At 49.6% G+C, this 16,752-nt stretch carries 12 protein-coding genes; 8 read left to right on the top strand and 4 right to left on the bottom strand.

Features of this window, described 5'->3' with window-relative positions:
- Nucleotides 1–131 precede the first annotated feature (131 nt).
- The 4 genes from OSQ85_RS06945 to OSQ85_RS06930 are packed head-to-tail and all read left to right on the top strand — an operon-like array spanning nucleotide 132 to nucleotide 6,442.
- Nucleotides 132–713 carry a TetR/AcrR family transcriptional regulator gene (locus OSQ85_RS06945; protein ID WP_265822122.1) on the top strand — a complete coding sequence of 194 codons (582 nt, stop codon included), beginning with the start codon at nucleotides 132–134 and terminating at the stop codon, nucleotides 711–713.
- A 13-nt stretch (nucleotides 714–726) separates the two neighbouring features.
- Nucleotides 727–1,875 (top strand): efflux RND transporter periplasmic adaptor subunit, encoded by a 1,149-nt coding sequence (locus tag OSQ85_RS06940; protein WP_265822121.1) that lies wholly within the window; start codon nucleotides 727–729, stop codon nucleotides 1,873–1,875.
- Nucleotides 1,876–1,899: 24 nt separating this feature from the next.
- Entirely contained in the window at nucleotides 1,900–5,037 is a 3,138-nt protein-coding gene (locus OSQ85_RS06935) for an efflux RND transporter permease subunit (protein WP_265822120.1), read from the top strand.
- Nucleotides 5,027–6,442 carry an efflux transporter outer membrane subunit gene (locus tag OSQ85_RS06930; protein WP_265822119.1) on the top strand — a complete coding sequence of 472 codons (1,416 nt, stop codon included), beginning with the start codon at nucleotides 5,027–5,029 and terminating at the stop codon, nucleotides 6,440–6,442. Before OSQ85_RS06935 ends, OSQ85_RS06930 begins: the two co-directional genes overlap by 11 nt.
- Nucleotides 6,443–6,495: 53 nt before the next feature.
- Here OSQ85_RS06930 and OSQ85_RS06925 read toward each other — a convergent pair whose 3' ends face one another.
- From OSQ85_RS06925 to OSQ85_RS06915, 3 genes are all read right to left on the bottom strand, one after another.
- On the bottom strand, nucleotides 6,496–7,182 hold the full coding sequence (locus OSQ85_RS06925; protein WP_265822118.1) for a response regulator: 687 nt from the start codon (nucleotides 7,180–7,182) through the stop codon (nucleotides 6,496–6,498).
- Nucleotides 7,154–8,770, bottom strand: a complete 1,617-nt coding sequence (locus OSQ85_RS06920) for an ATP-binding protein (RefSeq protein WP_265822117.1) — start codon at nucleotides 8,768–8,770, stop codon at nucleotides 7,154–7,156. The genes OSQ85_RS06925 and OSQ85_RS06920 overlap by 29 nt, the downstream gene beginning before the upstream one ends.
- A 110-nt stretch (nucleotides 8,771–8,880) precedes the next feature.
- Nucleotides 8,881–10,206 carry an anaerobic C4-dicarboxylate transporter gene (locus OSQ85_RS06915; RefSeq protein WP_265822116.1) on the bottom strand — a complete coding sequence of 442 codons (1,326 nt, stop codon included), beginning with the start codon at nucleotides 10,204–10,206 and terminating at the stop codon, nucleotides 8,881–8,883.
- Nucleotides 10,207–10,410: 204 nt separating this feature from the next.
- Here OSQ85_RS06915 and OSQ85_RS06910 point away from each other — a divergent pair, with 204 nt between their 5' ends.
- From OSQ85_RS06910 to OSQ85_RS06900, 3 genes are all read left to right on the top strand, one after another.
- A complete protein-coding gene (locus tag OSQ85_RS06910; RefSeq protein ID WP_265822115.1) occupies nucleotides 10,411–10,848 on the top strand; it encodes a YqaA family protein in 438 nt (145 codons plus the stop codon).
- Between the two features lie 166 nt (nucleotides 10,849–11,014).
- A complete protein-coding gene (locus OSQ85_RS06905) occupies nucleotides 11,015–12,133 on the top strand; it encodes a PQQ-dependent sugar dehydrogenase (RefSeq protein WP_265822114.1) in 1,119 nt (372 codons plus the stop codon).
- Between the two features lie 98 nt (nucleotides 12,134–12,231).
- Entirely contained in the window at nucleotides 12,232–13,233 is a 1,002-nt protein-coding gene (locus OSQ85_RS06900; protein ID WP_265822113.1) for a CsgG/HfaB family protein, read from the top strand.
- Between the two features lie 6 nt (nucleotides 13,234–13,239).
- Here OSQ85_RS06900 and OSQ85_RS06895 read toward each other — a convergent pair whose 3' ends face one another.
- On the bottom strand, nucleotides 13,240–15,243 hold the full coding sequence (locus OSQ85_RS06895) for a sigma-54 interaction domain-containing protein (RefSeq protein ID WP_265822112.1): 2,004 nt from the start codon (nucleotides 15,241–15,243) through the stop codon (nucleotides 13,240–13,242).
- A gap of 237 nt (nucleotides 15,244–15,480) precedes the next feature.
- Between OSQ85_RS06895 and OSQ85_RS06890 the strand changes: the two genes are divergently transcribed.
- Nucleotides 15,481–16,737, top strand: coding sequence for an OprD family outer membrane porin (locus OSQ85_RS06890; protein ID WP_265822111.1), 1,257 nt, complete (start codon nucleotides 15,481–15,483; stop codon nucleotides 16,735–16,737).
- Nucleotides 16,738–16,752: the final 15 nt, after the last annotated feature.

The following is a 16,752-nucleotide window of genomic DNA, read 5'->3' as shown; positions in this document are numbered from 1 at the left end:
CAAATTAAAACAGCAACGAATCTTAACTTTTATTTACAATTATTGTCCATAAAAGCCTTGACAGTCTGACTGTCCGGTCGTAATTTGACTGCTTAGTCACAATCTGACTGAATGGTCACAGAGGCATATTAATGAACCTTAGAAAAAGAAAAGAGGTTTTGGACAACCTTTTCAAGGAACGGATTGTCAAAACAGTTATAGAACTGATTAAAGAGAACAGCAGCATCACCATGGATGAGGTGGCTAAAAGGTCCGGTGTGTCCAAGGGCTCTCTTTACAACTACTTCGAAAATAAAGAAAGCCTTATGGAATATGTGCATGCGGAGATGGTTTCACCCATAACAAATGGGATAGAGGTAATATTTAAAAGCGGTAAGAAACCGTCGGAAATGCTTCTTGATCTTTTTGAGGGCTTTTTCGATGTCAGCGATGAGGTGTGTCTGTATTTTGGTTTTCTGGATGCGCACCGCACAGTTGAGGAGGATGCAAAAGAGACTCACTACCTGCTGATAGAGCCTCTGGCAGTTATTTTCAGGGCAGGTATTGAGACAGGAGAGTTTGTAAACATAGACCCGTATATTCTGGCGAACACGTTTGTAGGCATGGTAATAGGCACATTTGGTTCCTACGGGTTCAGAAATGCGGAGAAAACCGACTTTCTGAACGCGAAAGAGGAAATGTTGAAGCTGATAAAAAGGCTGATAATCACATAGGAAGGGATATTGTATGAAATCAAAGTTATTGGTTATCGCAGGTTTGACTGCGGCAGTTATTGTTGGTTTGGTTATATGGAAAAGCGGAAGCAGCGCTACAGCAGCCCAGCCGCAGGGAGGAGGGGAGAGACCGCCTGCCGAGGTTACTGTTTTTACGGTAAAGACAGAGCCGCTCACATTTACAAAAGACCTGCCCGGACGCACTTCAGCGGTAAGAGTTGCTGAAATACGCCCGCAGGTTTCGGGCATAGTAGTTAAAAGACTTTTTAAAGAAGGCGGCAATGTAAGTGCCGGTCAGCAGCTTTATCAGATAGACCCCGCACCTTTTCAGGCAGCTTATGACAGCGCTCAGGCAGAGCTTATGAGGGCTGAGGCGAATCTCCAGTCCGCTGCTCCCAAGGCGGAGAGGTACGCAGGCCTTGTGGACGCGGGCGGTGTCAGCAGACAGGAATATGATGACGCAGTTACCGCTCTGGCGCAGGCTAAAGCAGCAGTTGCGGCCGCTAAGGCAGCAGTTACCGCCGCTAAGATAAATCTCGATTACACTAAGGTTTTTTCACCTATTTCAGGCCATATAGGCAAGTCAAGCGTGACAGAGGGTGCCCTTGTTACCGCCAATCAGGCCTCGGCTCTGGCGACTGTTCAGCAGCTTGACAGCATATATGTTGACGTAAGCCAGTCAGCGGAAGAGGTTATGAAACTGCGCCGCATGGTAACGGAGGACGGCACTCTGGGTTCCAGCGCGGAGGTTGAGCTTCTCATCAATACTAAAACATATGCCCACAAAGGGGTTATGCAGTTTTCTGATGTGACTGTTGATGAAACAACAGGAATGGTTCAGCTTCGTGTTCTTTTCCCCAACCCTGAAAGGGAGCTTCTGCCCGGTCTTTTTGTTAAAGCCAGAATAGGTCAGGCCAAGGATGATGCTGCAGTGCTTATCCCTCAGCAGACGGCGGTGAGAAATGCAGACGGCAGCGTGATAGTGTGGGCGGTTGATGCTGAAAACACTGTTAACCCCCGTCCTGTTCAGGTTTCGGATGCTGTGGGCAACAGATGGCTCGTAAACTCCGGCCTCCAGCCCGGTGACAGAATTGTTGTCGAAGGCCTCCAGAAAATACGCCCCGGCGCAAAGGTTAACCCTGTAGAACACAAAGCCGAATAGGCATAAAACGATCAGGATAATAATATGTCAAATTTCTTTATAGATCGTCCCATCTTCGCATGGGTGATTGCTATCATAATAATGCTCGCAGGTGTGCTCGCCATCAATACCCTGCCTGTGGAGCAGTACCCGGAGATCGCCCCGCCTACGGTGACGATCAACGCAAGCTATCCAGGTGCTTCCGCCGAAACGCTGGAAAACAGCGTTACTCAGGTTATAGAGCAGAAGCTCGTGGGTATAGATTATCTGCGTTACTTTTCATCCACAAGTGATGCCACAGGTAATGTTCAGATAACACTGACCTTTGAGCCTGAGGCAGACCCGGATACGGCACAGGTGCAGACACAGAACAAGATTCAGTCCGCCCTGTCCTCACTGCCGCAGGAGGTTCAGCAGCTCGGTGTTACGGTAAACAAGTCGAACAGCAGCTTCCTCATGGTTATCGGTCTTTACTCCGAAGACGGTTCCATGACCCAGAACCAGATCGGCGACTTTATAAGCTCAAAAATGGCAGACCCGCTCAGCCGTGTTCTGGGCGTGGGTTCGCTTCAGGTTTTCGGCCAGCCGTTCTCAATGCGTATATGGCTTAACCCTGACCAGCTTCACAGCTACAAGCTCACCACTCAGGATGTTATAAATGCAGTAAGCGCACAGAACGCAGACGTTTCCGCAGGTCAGCTCGGCGGTAACCCCGCTGTGCACGGACAGCAGATAAATGCAACTGTTACCGCGCAGTCAAGGCTGAAAACTGTTGACGACTTTGAGAATATCTTCCTCAAAGTAAATACAGACGGTTCTCAGGTGCGTCTTAAGGATGTGGCAAGAGTTGAACTCGGTGTTCAGAACTATGACTTTGTATCCCGTTATATGGGTAAACCGGCCGCAGGTATGGCTGTGAGCCTTGCAACGGGGGCAAACGCCCTTAAAACCGCTAATCTGCTTAAGGCAAAAGTTGCGGAGCTTGAGGAGTTCATGCCCGAAGGGCTTGAAGTGATTTACCCTTATGACACCACACCGTTCGTTAAAATATCAATCAAAGAGGTTGTGAAAACCCTTTTTGAGGCTGTGGTTCTCGTATTCCTTATTATGTACCTGTTTCTCCAGAATTTCAGGGCGACGCTGATCCCCACAATCGCTGTTCCTGTCGTTCTTCTGGGCACATTCGGCATACTTTCGGCATTCGGCTTCACCATCAACGTTCTTACCATGTTTGCAATGATTCTCGCCATCGGTCTTCTTGTGGATGATGCGATTGTGGTTGTGGAAAACGTTGAAAGGGTGATGAGCGAAGAAGGTCTGCCCCCTAAGGAAGCCACAAGAAAATCCATGAACCAGATCACCGGCGCCCTTGTGGGTATAGCCCTTGTTCTTTCAGCGGTTTTTGTTCCCATGGCGTTCTTCAAAGGCTCCACAGGCGCAATCTACCGCCAGTTCTCCATTACGATAGTTTCCGCGATGGTGCTTTCAGTTGTGGTTGCCCTTGTGCTTACTCCTTCACTTTGCGCATCAATGCTCAAACCTGTGGAAAAAGGGCACAAGGAGCATATGACAGGCTTCTTCGGCTGGTTCAACCGCATGTTCAACCGCAGCAGAAGCGCATATAAGTCGAGCGTGGGCTATGTGGCATCCAGAGCTTTCAGGTTCTTCATAGTATATGCGGTGATCATCGTCGGCCTCGGCTACATGTTCACAAAAATCCCCACATCATTCCTCCCCGATGAGGATCAGGGTATGATGTTTGTTCAGGTTTCCACGCCTCCCGGAGCAACTCAGGAAAGAACCCTTGAGAGCGTTAAAAAGGTTGAAAAGTATTTCATGGAGCAGGAGAAAGATTCTGTTGCCAGTATTTTCACCGTAACGGGTTTCAGCTTCGCAGGGCGCGGTTCCAACACGGCCATGGGGTTTGTGCGTCTTAAACACTGGGACGAAAGGACAGAGGACAGCCAGAAGGTTTTTGCAGTGGCGCAGAGAGCCATGATGAACCTTTCAACGATAAAAGACGCATTTGTATTCGCCTTCTATCCGCCCCCAATAATCGCCCTCGGCAACGCCACAGGTTTTGACCTTAAGCTGCTTGACAGAGGCGGTCTGGGGCATGAGGCTCTCATGGGCGCGAGGAACCAGCTTCTCGGCATGGCTTCTCAGGATGCAAGGCTTGTGGGTGTTCGTCCCAACGGCTTTGACGATGTGCCTCAGTTCAAGATCCATGTTGACCATGAAAAAGCCAGCGCTCTCGGTGTTTCCATAAGCAGCATAAACAGCACACTGAAAACCGCTTGGGGTTCATCGTACATAAATGACTTCCTCCATGAGCAGCGTATCAAAAAAGTATATATTCAGGGTGATTCGGAATACAGAATGCTTCCTGAGGATATTTACAAATGGTATGTGAAGAACGACAAAGGCGAAATGGTTCCCTTCTCCGCTTTTACAACGGCTGAATGGGAATACGGCTCACCGAAGCTTGAACGCTATAACGGCACATCATCTCAGGAAATCATGGGCGCTCCCGCTCCTGGGGTAAGCTCCGGTGAGGCGATGCAGATTATGGAGGAGTACGCCAAACAGCTTCCGAAAGGTATAAGCCTTGAATGGACGGGCATATCATACGAAGAACGCGCGGCAGGAGCCCAGACAGGGCTGCTCTACGGGCTTTCGCTGCTCATAGTGTTCCTTTCACTTGCGGCTCTGTATGAAAGCTGGTCTGTTCCATTTGCGGTAATGCTCATTGTTCCGCTTGGTATAGTGGGAACCGTTGCCGCAACGCTGGCAGCGGGGCTTTCCAATGACGTTTACTTTCAGGTGGGCATGCTTACCACCATCGGTCTGGCATCGAAAAACGCCATTCTGATTGTCGAGTTCGCAAAAGACCTGCACGACAGCGGCTACGGTCTGCTGCGGTCGGCCATGATAGCGTCCGAGCAGAGGCTCAGACCGATCCTCATGACATCAATGGCGTTCATACTGGGCGTTACACCCCTCGCCATTTCAAACGGTGCGGGTTCAGCCAGCCAGAATGCCATAGGTATAGGCGTTATCGGCGGTATGACCTCAGCTACGTTCCTTGCCATACTGTTTGTTCCCATGTTCTTCATTGTTATAATGAAGCAGTTCGGAAAACGCACAGAGGCTGACTCTAAGGAGGCTAGAAATGGTAAGTAGAAAAAATATAATAGCGGCGGCGGCCGTGTCTGTAATAATGGCGGGGTGCTCCATGATCCCCGCTTATGAAAAACCCGCCTCGCCAGTGGCGGCCTCATTCCCCGCAGGAGAGGCCTACAGTAAGGCGGACAGCGGCTCTGTGAATGTTTCGGGTTTAGCGTGGAAGGACTTCTTCCTCGCTCCGGAGCTCAGGGCACTGATAGAAAAAGCCCTTGAAAACAACAGGGATCTGCGTGTTGCGGCTCTGAATATAGAGTCCGCCAGAGCGGCTTACCGTATTCAGCGCTCAGACCTTCTCCCGAATGTTGATGCCACAGGCGCATTCACACGTCAGCGTGTGCCAGAGAACGCAAGCACAACGGGCAGCGCTTACACCGCATCAACCTACAGCGTGGGAATAGGTGTTGCCGCTTACGAGCTTGACTTCTTCGGCAGAGTGAGAAGCCTCAGCGAAAAAGCCCTTGAAAGCTATTTCGCAACCGAGGAAGCGAGAAACGCCGCACAGATAACACTTATCTCCGAAGTGGCAAACGCATATGTGACCTATCTGGGTGATAAGGGGATGCTGAGGCTTTCCGAGGAAACACTGAAAAACCGTCAGGAATCATATAACCTTGTGAAAAGGAAGTATGAATTGGGCAGCGCCACTAAGCTTGATCTCGAACAGGCGGCGACAGCGGTGGAAAACGCAAGGATAAGCAAGGTTCAGTACACAAGGCTCACAGCGCAGGATTTAAATGCTCTTACGCTTCTTGCAGGTACTCAGATAGACGCGGCTTCGCTTCAGGCTGACCTGCCTGATGAGGTGACTGCGCTGAGGGCTCTGCCCGCGGGCGTGCCTTCGGAGACACTTCTGAACAGGCCTGATATAAAACGTGCCGAGCATTCGCTGAAAGCGGCCAACGCCGATATAGGCGCGGCAAGGGCGGCCTTCTTCCCCTCTATAACGCTTACCGCCTCAGCAGGGCTTGCAAGCACAGGGCTTGATGATCTTTTCAGCTCAGGCTCAGGACTTGCTTGGTCGTTCGCGCCGAAGATAAATATACCGATCTTCAACGCGGGACGTAACAAGGCTAATCTTGAAGTGGCTAAAGTGAATCAGAAAATAGCTGCGGCTGAGTATGAAAAAGCGATCCAGACCGCCTTCCGTGAGGTGGCGGATCAGCTTGCCGCGAAGGGAACCTTCACAGACCAGCTTGAGGCGCAGAAGTCCCTTGCGGAGTCGGCGCGGAGTGTTTATGATCTCTCCAGTGAGCGCTATAAACACGGAGTATCAAGCTACCTTGAGGTGCTGGATGCACACCGTTCGCTTTTCGCGGCGGAGCAGGGGCTAATCTCCGTCAGACAGCAGTATTTGAATAACCTCGTCACCCTTTACAAAGTTCTGGGCGGCGGACAGATATAACTTCTCTCACCAGAACCCCGCGCGGACCCAGTGCGCCGTGCGGGGGCTTTTTTCTATATGCTCATTCTCCTGAAAATCCGTTCCGGTCTGCCCACTGTTCCGTAATCTATATCGGCGTACAGAAAGCCGGATGCGAGAAGGTATTCCAGATAGCGTCTGGCTGTGTTGCGGCTTGCATTTATCTTTTTCCCCACATCCTCGGCGGAATAGCCGTCTGCTCCTTCCTCCTCGAACACGGCGCATATCTTTCTCAGGGTTATGGGGTCTATCCCCTTGGGGAGCCCGCTTTCATCCTGAGCCTCCGCTGCGGGGTGTATAAGTCTGTCTATCATCTGCTGTTCAAGCACGGAGTTTTTCATCAGTTCCGTGCGGTATGTGCGGAATTTTTCAAGCGATGCCTTGAATCTGTCAAATATCACAGGCTTCACAAGGTAATCAAACGCTCCTCCGCGGAGAGCTTCCTGCAATGAGCCCACCTCTTTTGCTGCGGTGATCAGTATCACGTCCACTGATTTTCCCTTTTCACGCATCTTTTTGAGGAGCTGCATGCCGTTGCCTTCCGGAAAAAAGAGATCCAGAAGCACAAGCTCCGGCTCAAGCACATCCACCATCTCCTCACCGTCCGGGAGGCTGTTTGCTATGCCTATCACCTCAAAGCCTTCGACCTTTTCGGTGAAGCGTTTATGAAGCTCTGATATTTTGATGTCGTCTTCAACTATTACCGTTCTTATTTTCTTCATGATACATTTCCTTTGGTATTGTCACCCGGAACGACACTCCGCCCAGCCTGCTGCGGGCTATTCCCACAGAGCCCCGAAGCTCAATGAGCGCACTCTGTACAAGATAAAGCCCCACGCCTCTGTTTTCGCCTTTGGTGCTTACGCCTTTCTGGAAGATGTCTTCTATTATATCCGGCGCCAGACCGCTGCCTGAATCCTCAACCTGAAAGACAATGCTTCTGCCGGAATCCCTCATGGTAAGCAGAACCTGTTTCACTGGGGAATCGATTACCGCGTCAAAGGCATTGTCCAGTATGTTGCCTAAGATCGTCACTATCTTCTCACGGTCAATATGTGAAGGTATGTCAGTCATGCGGCTGTTTTCCGCTATTGCGAGGTCAATTTTAAGCTCCCTGGCCCTGCTGTGCTTGCCGATGATCAGCGCAGAAACAATGGGGTCAGGCACATTGGCGTTTACGAAGCTTATCATCTCCTCATGTATTCTGGTTTCCGAGAGGATAAGCTCCAGCGCTTCCTGATAAGCCTCTATCTGAATAAGCCCCGCCACTGTGTGGAGCTTGTTGGAATATTCGTGGGACTGGACACGGAGCATGTCCGAGTATTTTTTGATTCGGTTCAGCTCCTGCGCCAGAAGGGTTATCTCATTTTTCCTCCGGAAGGTGATAACAGCGCCGTGCACCTTGCCCATGTGCATGACCACCATAACGTTGGTAAGGAGCTCAACACCGTTTACAGTCATGGAGGTGTCCTCCATATTGGTTTTGGAGCTTATGACATCAGCGGAATATTCCGGCGGGAAAATTTCCTTTATATGGCGGCCTATATAGTCCCTGCTGAGTGAAAGAACCCTTATGGCGTTTTTATTGATCAGTCTTATGCGGTTTTCAGTGTTGACAGCGATAATCCCTGCGCGGATCGTGTCGATTATGGCGTTGCGCTCCAGAAAGAGGTCGGCTATCTCCGCAGGTTCCAGACCGAGGGTTATCCTCTTCTGATGGTTAGCTATGAGCACCGCCGCGCCGAGGCCTGTTGCGAACATCATAAAAACAAAGAGGAGCGGCTTTTTCTGGTGTTCAAGAATAGTTGCCCGAATCCGCTCTCTGAGATAGCCCACCGCCACGAAGCCCACTATCTCCCCTTCGTGGTAAACGGGCGCAATCCCCCGCACGGAAGGCCCAAGCGTTCCCACAGCTTCGGAGACATATGCCTCTCCGTAGGTAGTTGCCCTGTCCGTGTCGTCCCCCTGAAACTTTTTGCCGATGTTAGCCGGGTTCGGGTGTGAGAGGCGTATGCCGAAGTTGTCCGCAACCACAACATATGCGGCTCCGGTTTTCAGCCTTATATCCTCTGCCATGGACTGAACCTGTCCGTCATCATCTCTTCTTGCGGCTAAGGATTTCTGTATCAGGGGGATTGTGGTCATGGTCTGTGCTATGTTAAGCGCCTTTTCCCCTATCTGAAACCGCAGGAAATCCGCCACCATGCCGGAGAATATCAGCCCGCTGATCATCAGCTGGAGCATAAGCACGGCAAAAATCATCATCAGCATCTGTGTTTTTACGGGGCGTTCAGAGAAGTAGCGCTTCATGGTTACCTTCGCTTTTTCTAAATAATATTACGTTAATGCCGCAAATTAAATAAAAAAAGGACACGGCATGAATTATGCCGTGCCCGTGTATGCAGGAGGGTTTATGTCTGTCAGATTATAACCAGAGCCAGAGCGTAGCCCACACAGCAGGCTGTTGTAACCGCTATGAGACCCGGAACCATGAAACTGTGGTTGAAGTAGAATTTACCTATCTTTGTGGTTCCTGTGGTGTCGAATGTGCATGTTGCAATATCAGACGGATAGTTGGGGATGAAGAAATATCCGTAGCTGGAGGGCATTATGCCTATGAGGAGCGCAGGGGGCAGACCGAGACCCAGACCCACGGGGAGCATCATTTTGCATGTTGCCGCCTGAGAGTTGACCACAACGGATACAATGAACATCGCCAGAGCGAATGACCACGGGTATGCCTGAACCATCTCGGTTATGGAAACCTTGAACGCGGGCATGGCGTACTGGAAGTATGTATCGCTCATCCATGCTATGCCGAAGATGGCGATGCACGCTACCATGCCTGATTTGAAGACAACACCTTCGGGAATGAGCGATGGTTTGGTTTTTGTCACTATGAGTATGAGACCGCCGAAGGCGAGCATCATCATCTGGATGAGGGTTGCCATATCAACAGGCTTGGGCATGCCTTCTATTGTGCGCAGAGAGGGGAACATGCCGAAAATCACGATTACGCCGAGAGAAGCGAGGAACAGGAACACGGCACGGCGGGCTGAATCGGGCAGCTTCTCATTAAGCGTTGTTGCTGTGGTGTTTTCGATTCTTTCACGCCAGATGGGATCCTGCATGCGTTTCTGAAATTCGGGATCGTCCTTAAGTTCTTTGCCTCTGTATATGCTGTAGACGGACATTGCGATAGTACCGAGCAGTGTTGCGGGCAGTGTTACCGCAAGTATGGAAAGAAGGCTGAGCCCTTCTGTCAGGCCTGAAAGCTCAGAGAGATAGTAAACCACCGCCGCTGAAATAGGGCTTGCGGTTATACCCATCTGGGAGGCGACAGAGGCCGAAGCCATGGGGCGTTCGGGGCGTATGCCGTTTTTCAGGGCAACATCGCCTATGATAGGCATTATGGTATACACTGCGTGCCCTGTGCCGAGCATCACTGTCATGGTGTAGGTTACGAGGGGGCCGATTATTGTGACTTTCTTGGGGTTTGAGCGCAGAATCCGCTCCGCAATCTGAAGCATGTATTTCAGACCGCCTGCCGCCTCCAGTATGGACGCGCAGGTAACCACGGCAAGGATTATCAGCATAACGGTTATGGGGGGCGAGGTGGGGGGCATCTTGAAGATGAGAACCTCGATCAGAAGACCTATGCCCGAAACAACTCCGAGCCCTATTCCGCCGAAACGGCTGCCTATATAAAGCATTAAAAGGAGAAATAAAAATTCTAAGTACAGCATGGTGTACCTCCGTATTTTTCCGCAGGGGATTTTTTTTCTGCGGCTCTATACCGGGTATGATATATGTTTTTCTCGATTGTTAAAGTATTCGGAATAAAAGGATATTTAGGATTTAAAGAATATTCTGCACATTTTGCTCACGGTCGGGACAGTTTGCCGCTATATTGTACTCTTCATTTTCTGTTTGGTTATCGGGGGCGGTTCTTGAGCGGTTTGGCCGTATACGGCGGATTATTTTTCATAGCATTTCTTGCGGCCAGCATTTTCCCCGCACAGTCCGAAGCTGTTCTGGCGGGGCTCATCGCGGGCGGCTATCCGGTTTTTCTTCTGCTTGCTTTCGCCACAGCGGGCAATGTTCTGGGGTCTGTTTTTAACTGGTTTCTGGGCAGGGAGGCTGTGAGGTTTTCCGGCAGGAAATGGTTCCCGGTAAAGCCTGAAATCCTGCTGAAAGCACAGAACTGGTACGGCAGATACGGCAGATGGTCGCTGCTTTTAAGCTGGGTTCCGGTGATAGGGGATCCCCTGACCCTCGCGGCGGGGGTAATGCGGGAGAGGCTCCTGTTCTTTGTTCCCATAGTGTTTGCTGCGAAGCTTGGCAGATATATTGCCGTCTGGCTGGCAGTGCGGGGAATAGCAGCCTAGCAAATATTATCATTACAGTCTGAAGCAGCGAAATATCCTGATAAATAAACAGTACCTGCAAGCTGAAACTTCCGGCGGAAAGGTGCGGTTGCTTTTTTCCATGTACATTCCGTGCATTGATATTAAATTATACTTATTAAGACTGAATTAGAAAGCGAGGTGCTGAATGAGGAACCTTCTTTTGCTGATATTGTTTTTAGTGTGGATTTCCCCCGCCGCAGATGCGCAGACATTTCAATCAGAAGCTTACGCCCTGCGGGTTTCCACTGTTGCTTCCGGTCTGGAGCACCCCTGGGGTATGGCTTTTCTGCCGGACGGACGGATGCTTGTCACTGAACGGCCGGGGCGGATGCGTCTGGTAACCCCTGACGGAGCAGTTTCCAAGCCTCTGACCGGTCTTCCGGCTGTTTTTGCGGAAGGGCAGGGCGGTTTGCTGGATGTTGCTGTAGATCCGCAGTTTAATGCTAATTCCCTTATATATTTCTCATTCTCCGAGCAGCAGAACGGTCTGGCCTCCACTGCCGTTGCCCGTGCGGAACTCAGCGGCAGCTCTCTGAAAAATGTTCAGGTGATTTTCCGTCAGAATCCTAAAGTGCCCGGCAGAAACCATTGGGGCTCAAGACTTGTATTCGCACAGGACGGAACACTGTTTATCACCCTCGGCGACAGATTTGACTACCGGGATCAGGCTCAGAATCCGGAAAACCATATGGGCAAGGTTGTGCGCATTAACACGGACGGTTCACCCGCGTCAGGCAGCCCTTTTGTCCGCAAAGCCGGAGCCCTGCCTGAAATATGGTCATACGGCCACCGCAATGTTCAGGGAGCGGCAATAGAGCCTTCCGGCGGGAAATTATGGACAGTTGAGCACGGCCCCAGAGGCGGCGATGAGTTAAACTTAACCGAAGCCGGTATTAACTACGGATGGCCTCAGGCCAGCTACGGTTCCCACTACAGCGGCGTATCCATACCGGATGAGCATGCGGAGCGGGGCTTTCGTGAGCCTGTATACTACTGGACACCCTCTCTTGCGCCCAGCGGACTGATGTTTTACAGCGGCAGCGGCTTCCCAGCGTGGCAGGGCAATGTGTTTATGGGTACTCTAGCTGGTAAGAGCTTGGTGAGGCTGGTTTTATCCGGCGGAAAGGTTGTCTCTGAGGAGCGGCTTCTGCAAGGGCTTGGCGAGCGTCTGCGGGATGTACGTCAGGGCCCGGACGGATGGATATATATTCTGACGGATGACAAAAACGGACGTATACTGCGGCTGGAGAGAGCCGGAAATTAAGAAAGCCGCAGAAGCAGTGCCGGGAGTGAGCGGAATTGCCTGAACTGTCTGATTTTTTGTGCTATTATACTGATATTTAATTTTAACACAGGGTATGTATGAAAAAGAAAGCAGCAGTTATAATAGCGGCTCTGTTTATGTCCGCATGCGCACCGAAGATAACCGAAACCGTGCTTATGCCCGCAGGGGCGGAGGGTATATCCGGTATAAGGAGCATCGCAGTTCTGCCCTTTGACGGAAACTACGGAGCTAAAATAACACCTTCTGTTGAGAATGTGCTGGCATCTGCCGAAGTGCAGGGGAACAGATATTTTACTGTTGCCGACAGGCAGAACCTGAACAGAATAATGCAGGAACAGAAGCTTCAGATCTCAGGTGCGGTGGATGAAAGAACGGCTGTCAGGCTCGGAAGGCTGACCGGAGTGCAGGGTATTTTCACCGGTTCAGCGGAAAAGTCGGTAAGCAGGGGAACTTATACAGCAAACCGCTCCAGATGCTCCTCCTGGGATAAAAAAGGCAAATGCACAGCCTATGCGAACTACACTGTTACCTGCGTTGAAAAGAAAGCCGAAATTATCTTTCTGCCCAAGCTCATAGATGTTTCAACAGCGCTGGTTGCCTATTCTGACAGAATCTCATTCACTTCATCAGACAGAACCTGCCCGGACAGCTCCTCTGCACCGGCTTCGGATGAAACACTGCTGTCAGCGGCGGAAAGCGGGGTTCTGGATAAGTTCAGAACCCAGATAGCTCCCTATGCGGCAAGGGTGACCTTCACACTGATGAAATCGGATGACGGTGTGAAGGAGAGCGAAGGGAAAAAGCTCCTTAAGTCCTCTCTTGAGTTTGCAGAGGCAGGGCGCATGGACAGGGCATGTGAAATGTGGCATGAAGGGGCGGAGAAATACCCTCAGTCTCCTGCATTTCTGCATAACCTCGGTCTGTGCAGTGAGATAAAGGCGGATTATGACAAGGCGCTTGAACTGTACAAAAGGGCGGACAGGCTCACAGATAAGCCGGATAAGGTTCTGGGCGCTGCCCTTGTCAGAACCGAAAAACGGATACAGGAGCGGGAGCTTCTCAAAAAGCAGCTTCAGTAAGCTTTTTCAGCGGAGTATTTTTCCGCCGTTAATCTGTTTCAGTTTCCTGTACACTGTTGATGCGCTTACTCCGAGGTATCTGGCGGCGTTCTGCACATTCCCTGTTTTTTTCACAGTATTCAGTATTATTTCGTTCTCAGCGGCTCTTATATCATCAAGGTCGGAGCATCTTCGCCTGCTTTGGATCTCGAAAATATCATCAGGAAGATCAGAAGGCTTTATAATGTTTTTTTCAGCTACGGTTACAGCATAGATCATAGCATTCTCAAGCTGGCGCACATTGCCCGGCCAACAGTATTCTCTCAGAATTTCTTCGGTATCGGGGCACAGAGAGTAAGGCGGAAGACAGAAGTGTTCGCAGGTGGTTCTTATGAAATGGTCCGCCAGCAGGAGTATGTCATCAGTGCGCTGACGCAGTGACGGAATTTCCAGGTTGACCACTGAAAGTCTGAAATAAAGATCCTGTCTGAATCTGTTATTCAAAATATCCTCCGCCAATGGTCTGTTGGTTGCGGCCACAACCCTGAAATTAACCGGAACAGGTTTGTGGCCGCCCACACGCACCACCTCTCTTTCTTCCAGAACACGCAGCAGCACTGCCTGAAGCTCAAGGGGCATATCCCCGATTTCATCAAGGAAAAGAGTGCCTCCGTCCGCATATTCGATCTTACCTTTCTTGCCGTTTCTTTCCGCTCCGGTGAAGCTCCCTTTCTCATATCCGAAAAGCTCACTCTCGATCAATGTTCTTGGAATGGAAGCGCAGTTTATTGCTACAAAAGGTGATTTCGGATTATAGAAGTTGTGTATTGCTCTGGCGAAAAGCTCTTTTCCTGTGCCGCTCTCCCCAAGAAGCAGTATATTCACCGGTTTTGCAGCTACTGTTTTCGCTTTATTTTTTAGTTTTTCCATTACCATACTGCGTGAAATAATATTCTCAAAAGCTATATTGCCGCTGCCTCCGTGCTTGTTCAGACCGAATATGTCATTTTTGCGCACCATTTTTATTATGGCGCCCTTTGAATATCTCATATTTCTGTTGAAAAACGGTGAAATATCAAACTCCACTCTGACTGACTGGTTATTGACAATGCCTATTTCCTGCTTCTTCACGGATCTGCCGGTTTTAAGCGACTGAAATATATAGGACGAATCTTCCAGCAGTGAGCTGAGCTTTGTTCTTATTTTGGTTTCGTCTGCCCTCAGCAGTCTTTTAGCCTCGTTATTGATGTTTATAATATGACAGTCCTCATCGATAGATATGAAGCCGTCCTTGGCGTAATCAAAAGTTGCTTTCAGTGTGGAATCCATGAGTTTCAGGCGTTTGCTTCTTCTCAGGAGCTTAACCTGACTGGAAAGAGCCTGAGCAGTGGCTATGGTCCAGCCCAGAGTGTGTTCCAGCATGTTTGAGATATTCGCCTTCTCCTGACTGAGTATGATACAGCCTATAATTTCCCCGTATTCATTGGTGACAGGCGCAGCGGATGTCACATTTTCTTCCAGAACTTTCAGATAATTGACCGGACCGGCTATATGCACCGGTCTGTTGTATTTCAGTGCGAGAGTGTGCGCAGTGCATCCGACATTTTTTTCATCCCATATATCCCCGGAGGCACTGATAAGGTACTTCCAGCCTTTCAGTTTATTAAAATGCATGGGGAGGGTGAGCATCACACCGTTTTCATCACAGAGGTTCATATCAAATTTTGTGCTTGAAAGTATTTGGGAGTAAGTTTTGACATAGTCGAAAAATAAATCAATCAGGTACTGCTTTTTATCCAGAAGGAGGCTGAACTCGTCCTGCGGCATCCGCGGCAGTAAAAACTCATGATCCCATGGAATGCCGTGACTTCGTGAAAGCCGCCACATTTCTATAACCTCTTCGGGGAGGTGCGGAACTGGCTCCGGCACAATACCTGTTTCAATGAACCGTCTCTTTGCTACGGCTATCTGCTCCCAGACTGAGGACGAGGTACTGAAAGCAATTATGGGAGTTTTCAGACTACCTATCATATAAACCGCCTAAAAATAAAAAATAGTTACTTCTGATAATGTAATTTTAAAATAGCCGCAGTCAGCGGGCATATCAACCGATATGATTTTTTTATTTCTGACTGTTTTCTCATTTCTGATAAAAAACACCGATACCGTATGGTTTGTAACTTATTTGTATGAAAAGATAATTGCAAAAGCACTCTTTGGCATGCTGACTGCTCCTTCTCAGGCACAACGCTTTTAAGGAGAAGCAACATGAACAAAAACTGTTTATGGACTAATTTTATTTTTTATTTCAGAGCTCTCGCAGCGGCAGTCACACTGCTGTTTACTGCTCTGGTGCCTTTGAATGCCTCGGCTGCAGGCACGCTGGCGGAAATATTCAGCGAAGGGCAGGCCTATGGCGAATTAAGGCTGTATTCATTTACAACGGACTATTCCGAAAACACCCCCGATGCAAATGACAATGCTGTCGGCGGTATTGTTTACCTCCGAACAGCCGAGGTGAAGGGGATAAGTTTCGGAGCCACGCTGGGTATCGCGGAAGATTTTTTCAGTGATGACGACAAAGATTCCTTCAAGCTGCTTCAGGAAAACCATGACGGCTACAGAAAGTTTCTTGAAGCCTATGTTCAGGGGCACTGGTTTGACACAACAATCAAATACGGTGCTCAAATCATCTACACCCCGTATGCGGACATAGATCCCGGACGTTTCCTTCCCAAAACTTACAAAGGGCTGTCTTTAATCAACAAAAGCATAAGAAATCTTGAACTGCATGCATACTACATAACTGACTTTTCTGACTGGTGCGAAGACTGGTACCGCCCTGTGGGAACAGGCATGAACGCCAACAACTATGATGACCCCCTGTACATAGGCGGGTTCAAATACCGTCTTGAGACAGACCCTGTGAATGTTGAGTTTGAGGCATGGGGTTACAACCTCAGAGACACTTTTAATCTGGGCTTTCTGAGGATGAAGGCTGAGAAACAGATAGGGGATCTGTCCCTGTTCTTTATGCCTTCCTACACCGTCCAGAAATCGATCGGCGATGAAACTTCCGGCAAGATAGACACATACGAAATAGGTTTTGAAACCGGATTCAAGTATGCCGGACTTGAGCTTAAAGGATTCCTCTCGAAATCAGGGGATGATGATCTGGCGACTCCGTGGGGTCCCGGAGGCAGGGTAATAAAACAGGAGGAGAGGATCTCAGGCTTTGCCGAAATGGATGCCTACGCCGTGCGTATGGAATACAACTTCTCTTCTCTCAGTCTCCCCGGCCTGACAGCGGCCGTTTACTATGCCGATTATGATTCACCCTATGCTTACAGCGACTCAAAGGAAACAAACTACGTTCTCAGGTACAACTTCGGCAAAGAGTTCAATAAGGCTCTGGAAGGAGTGAGTGTTGAACTTACATATGCTGATGTTGATTTTGAACGCAGTGAAGATTTCAAAAGAACGGATCTCCGCATTAAGTTCCCGTTCTCATTCACAAAGCTTTAAAGGACGGAGGTTTGC

It is taken from the genome of Geovibrio ferrireducens (assembly GCF_026226615.1).
GTDB lineage: Bacteria > Chrysiogenota > Deferribacteres > Deferribacterales > Geovibrionaceae > Geovibrio > Geovibrio ferrireducens.
The sequence above is the reverse complement of the archived record's forward strand: the minus strand, read 5'-3'. Positions and strand labels throughout refer to the sequence as shown.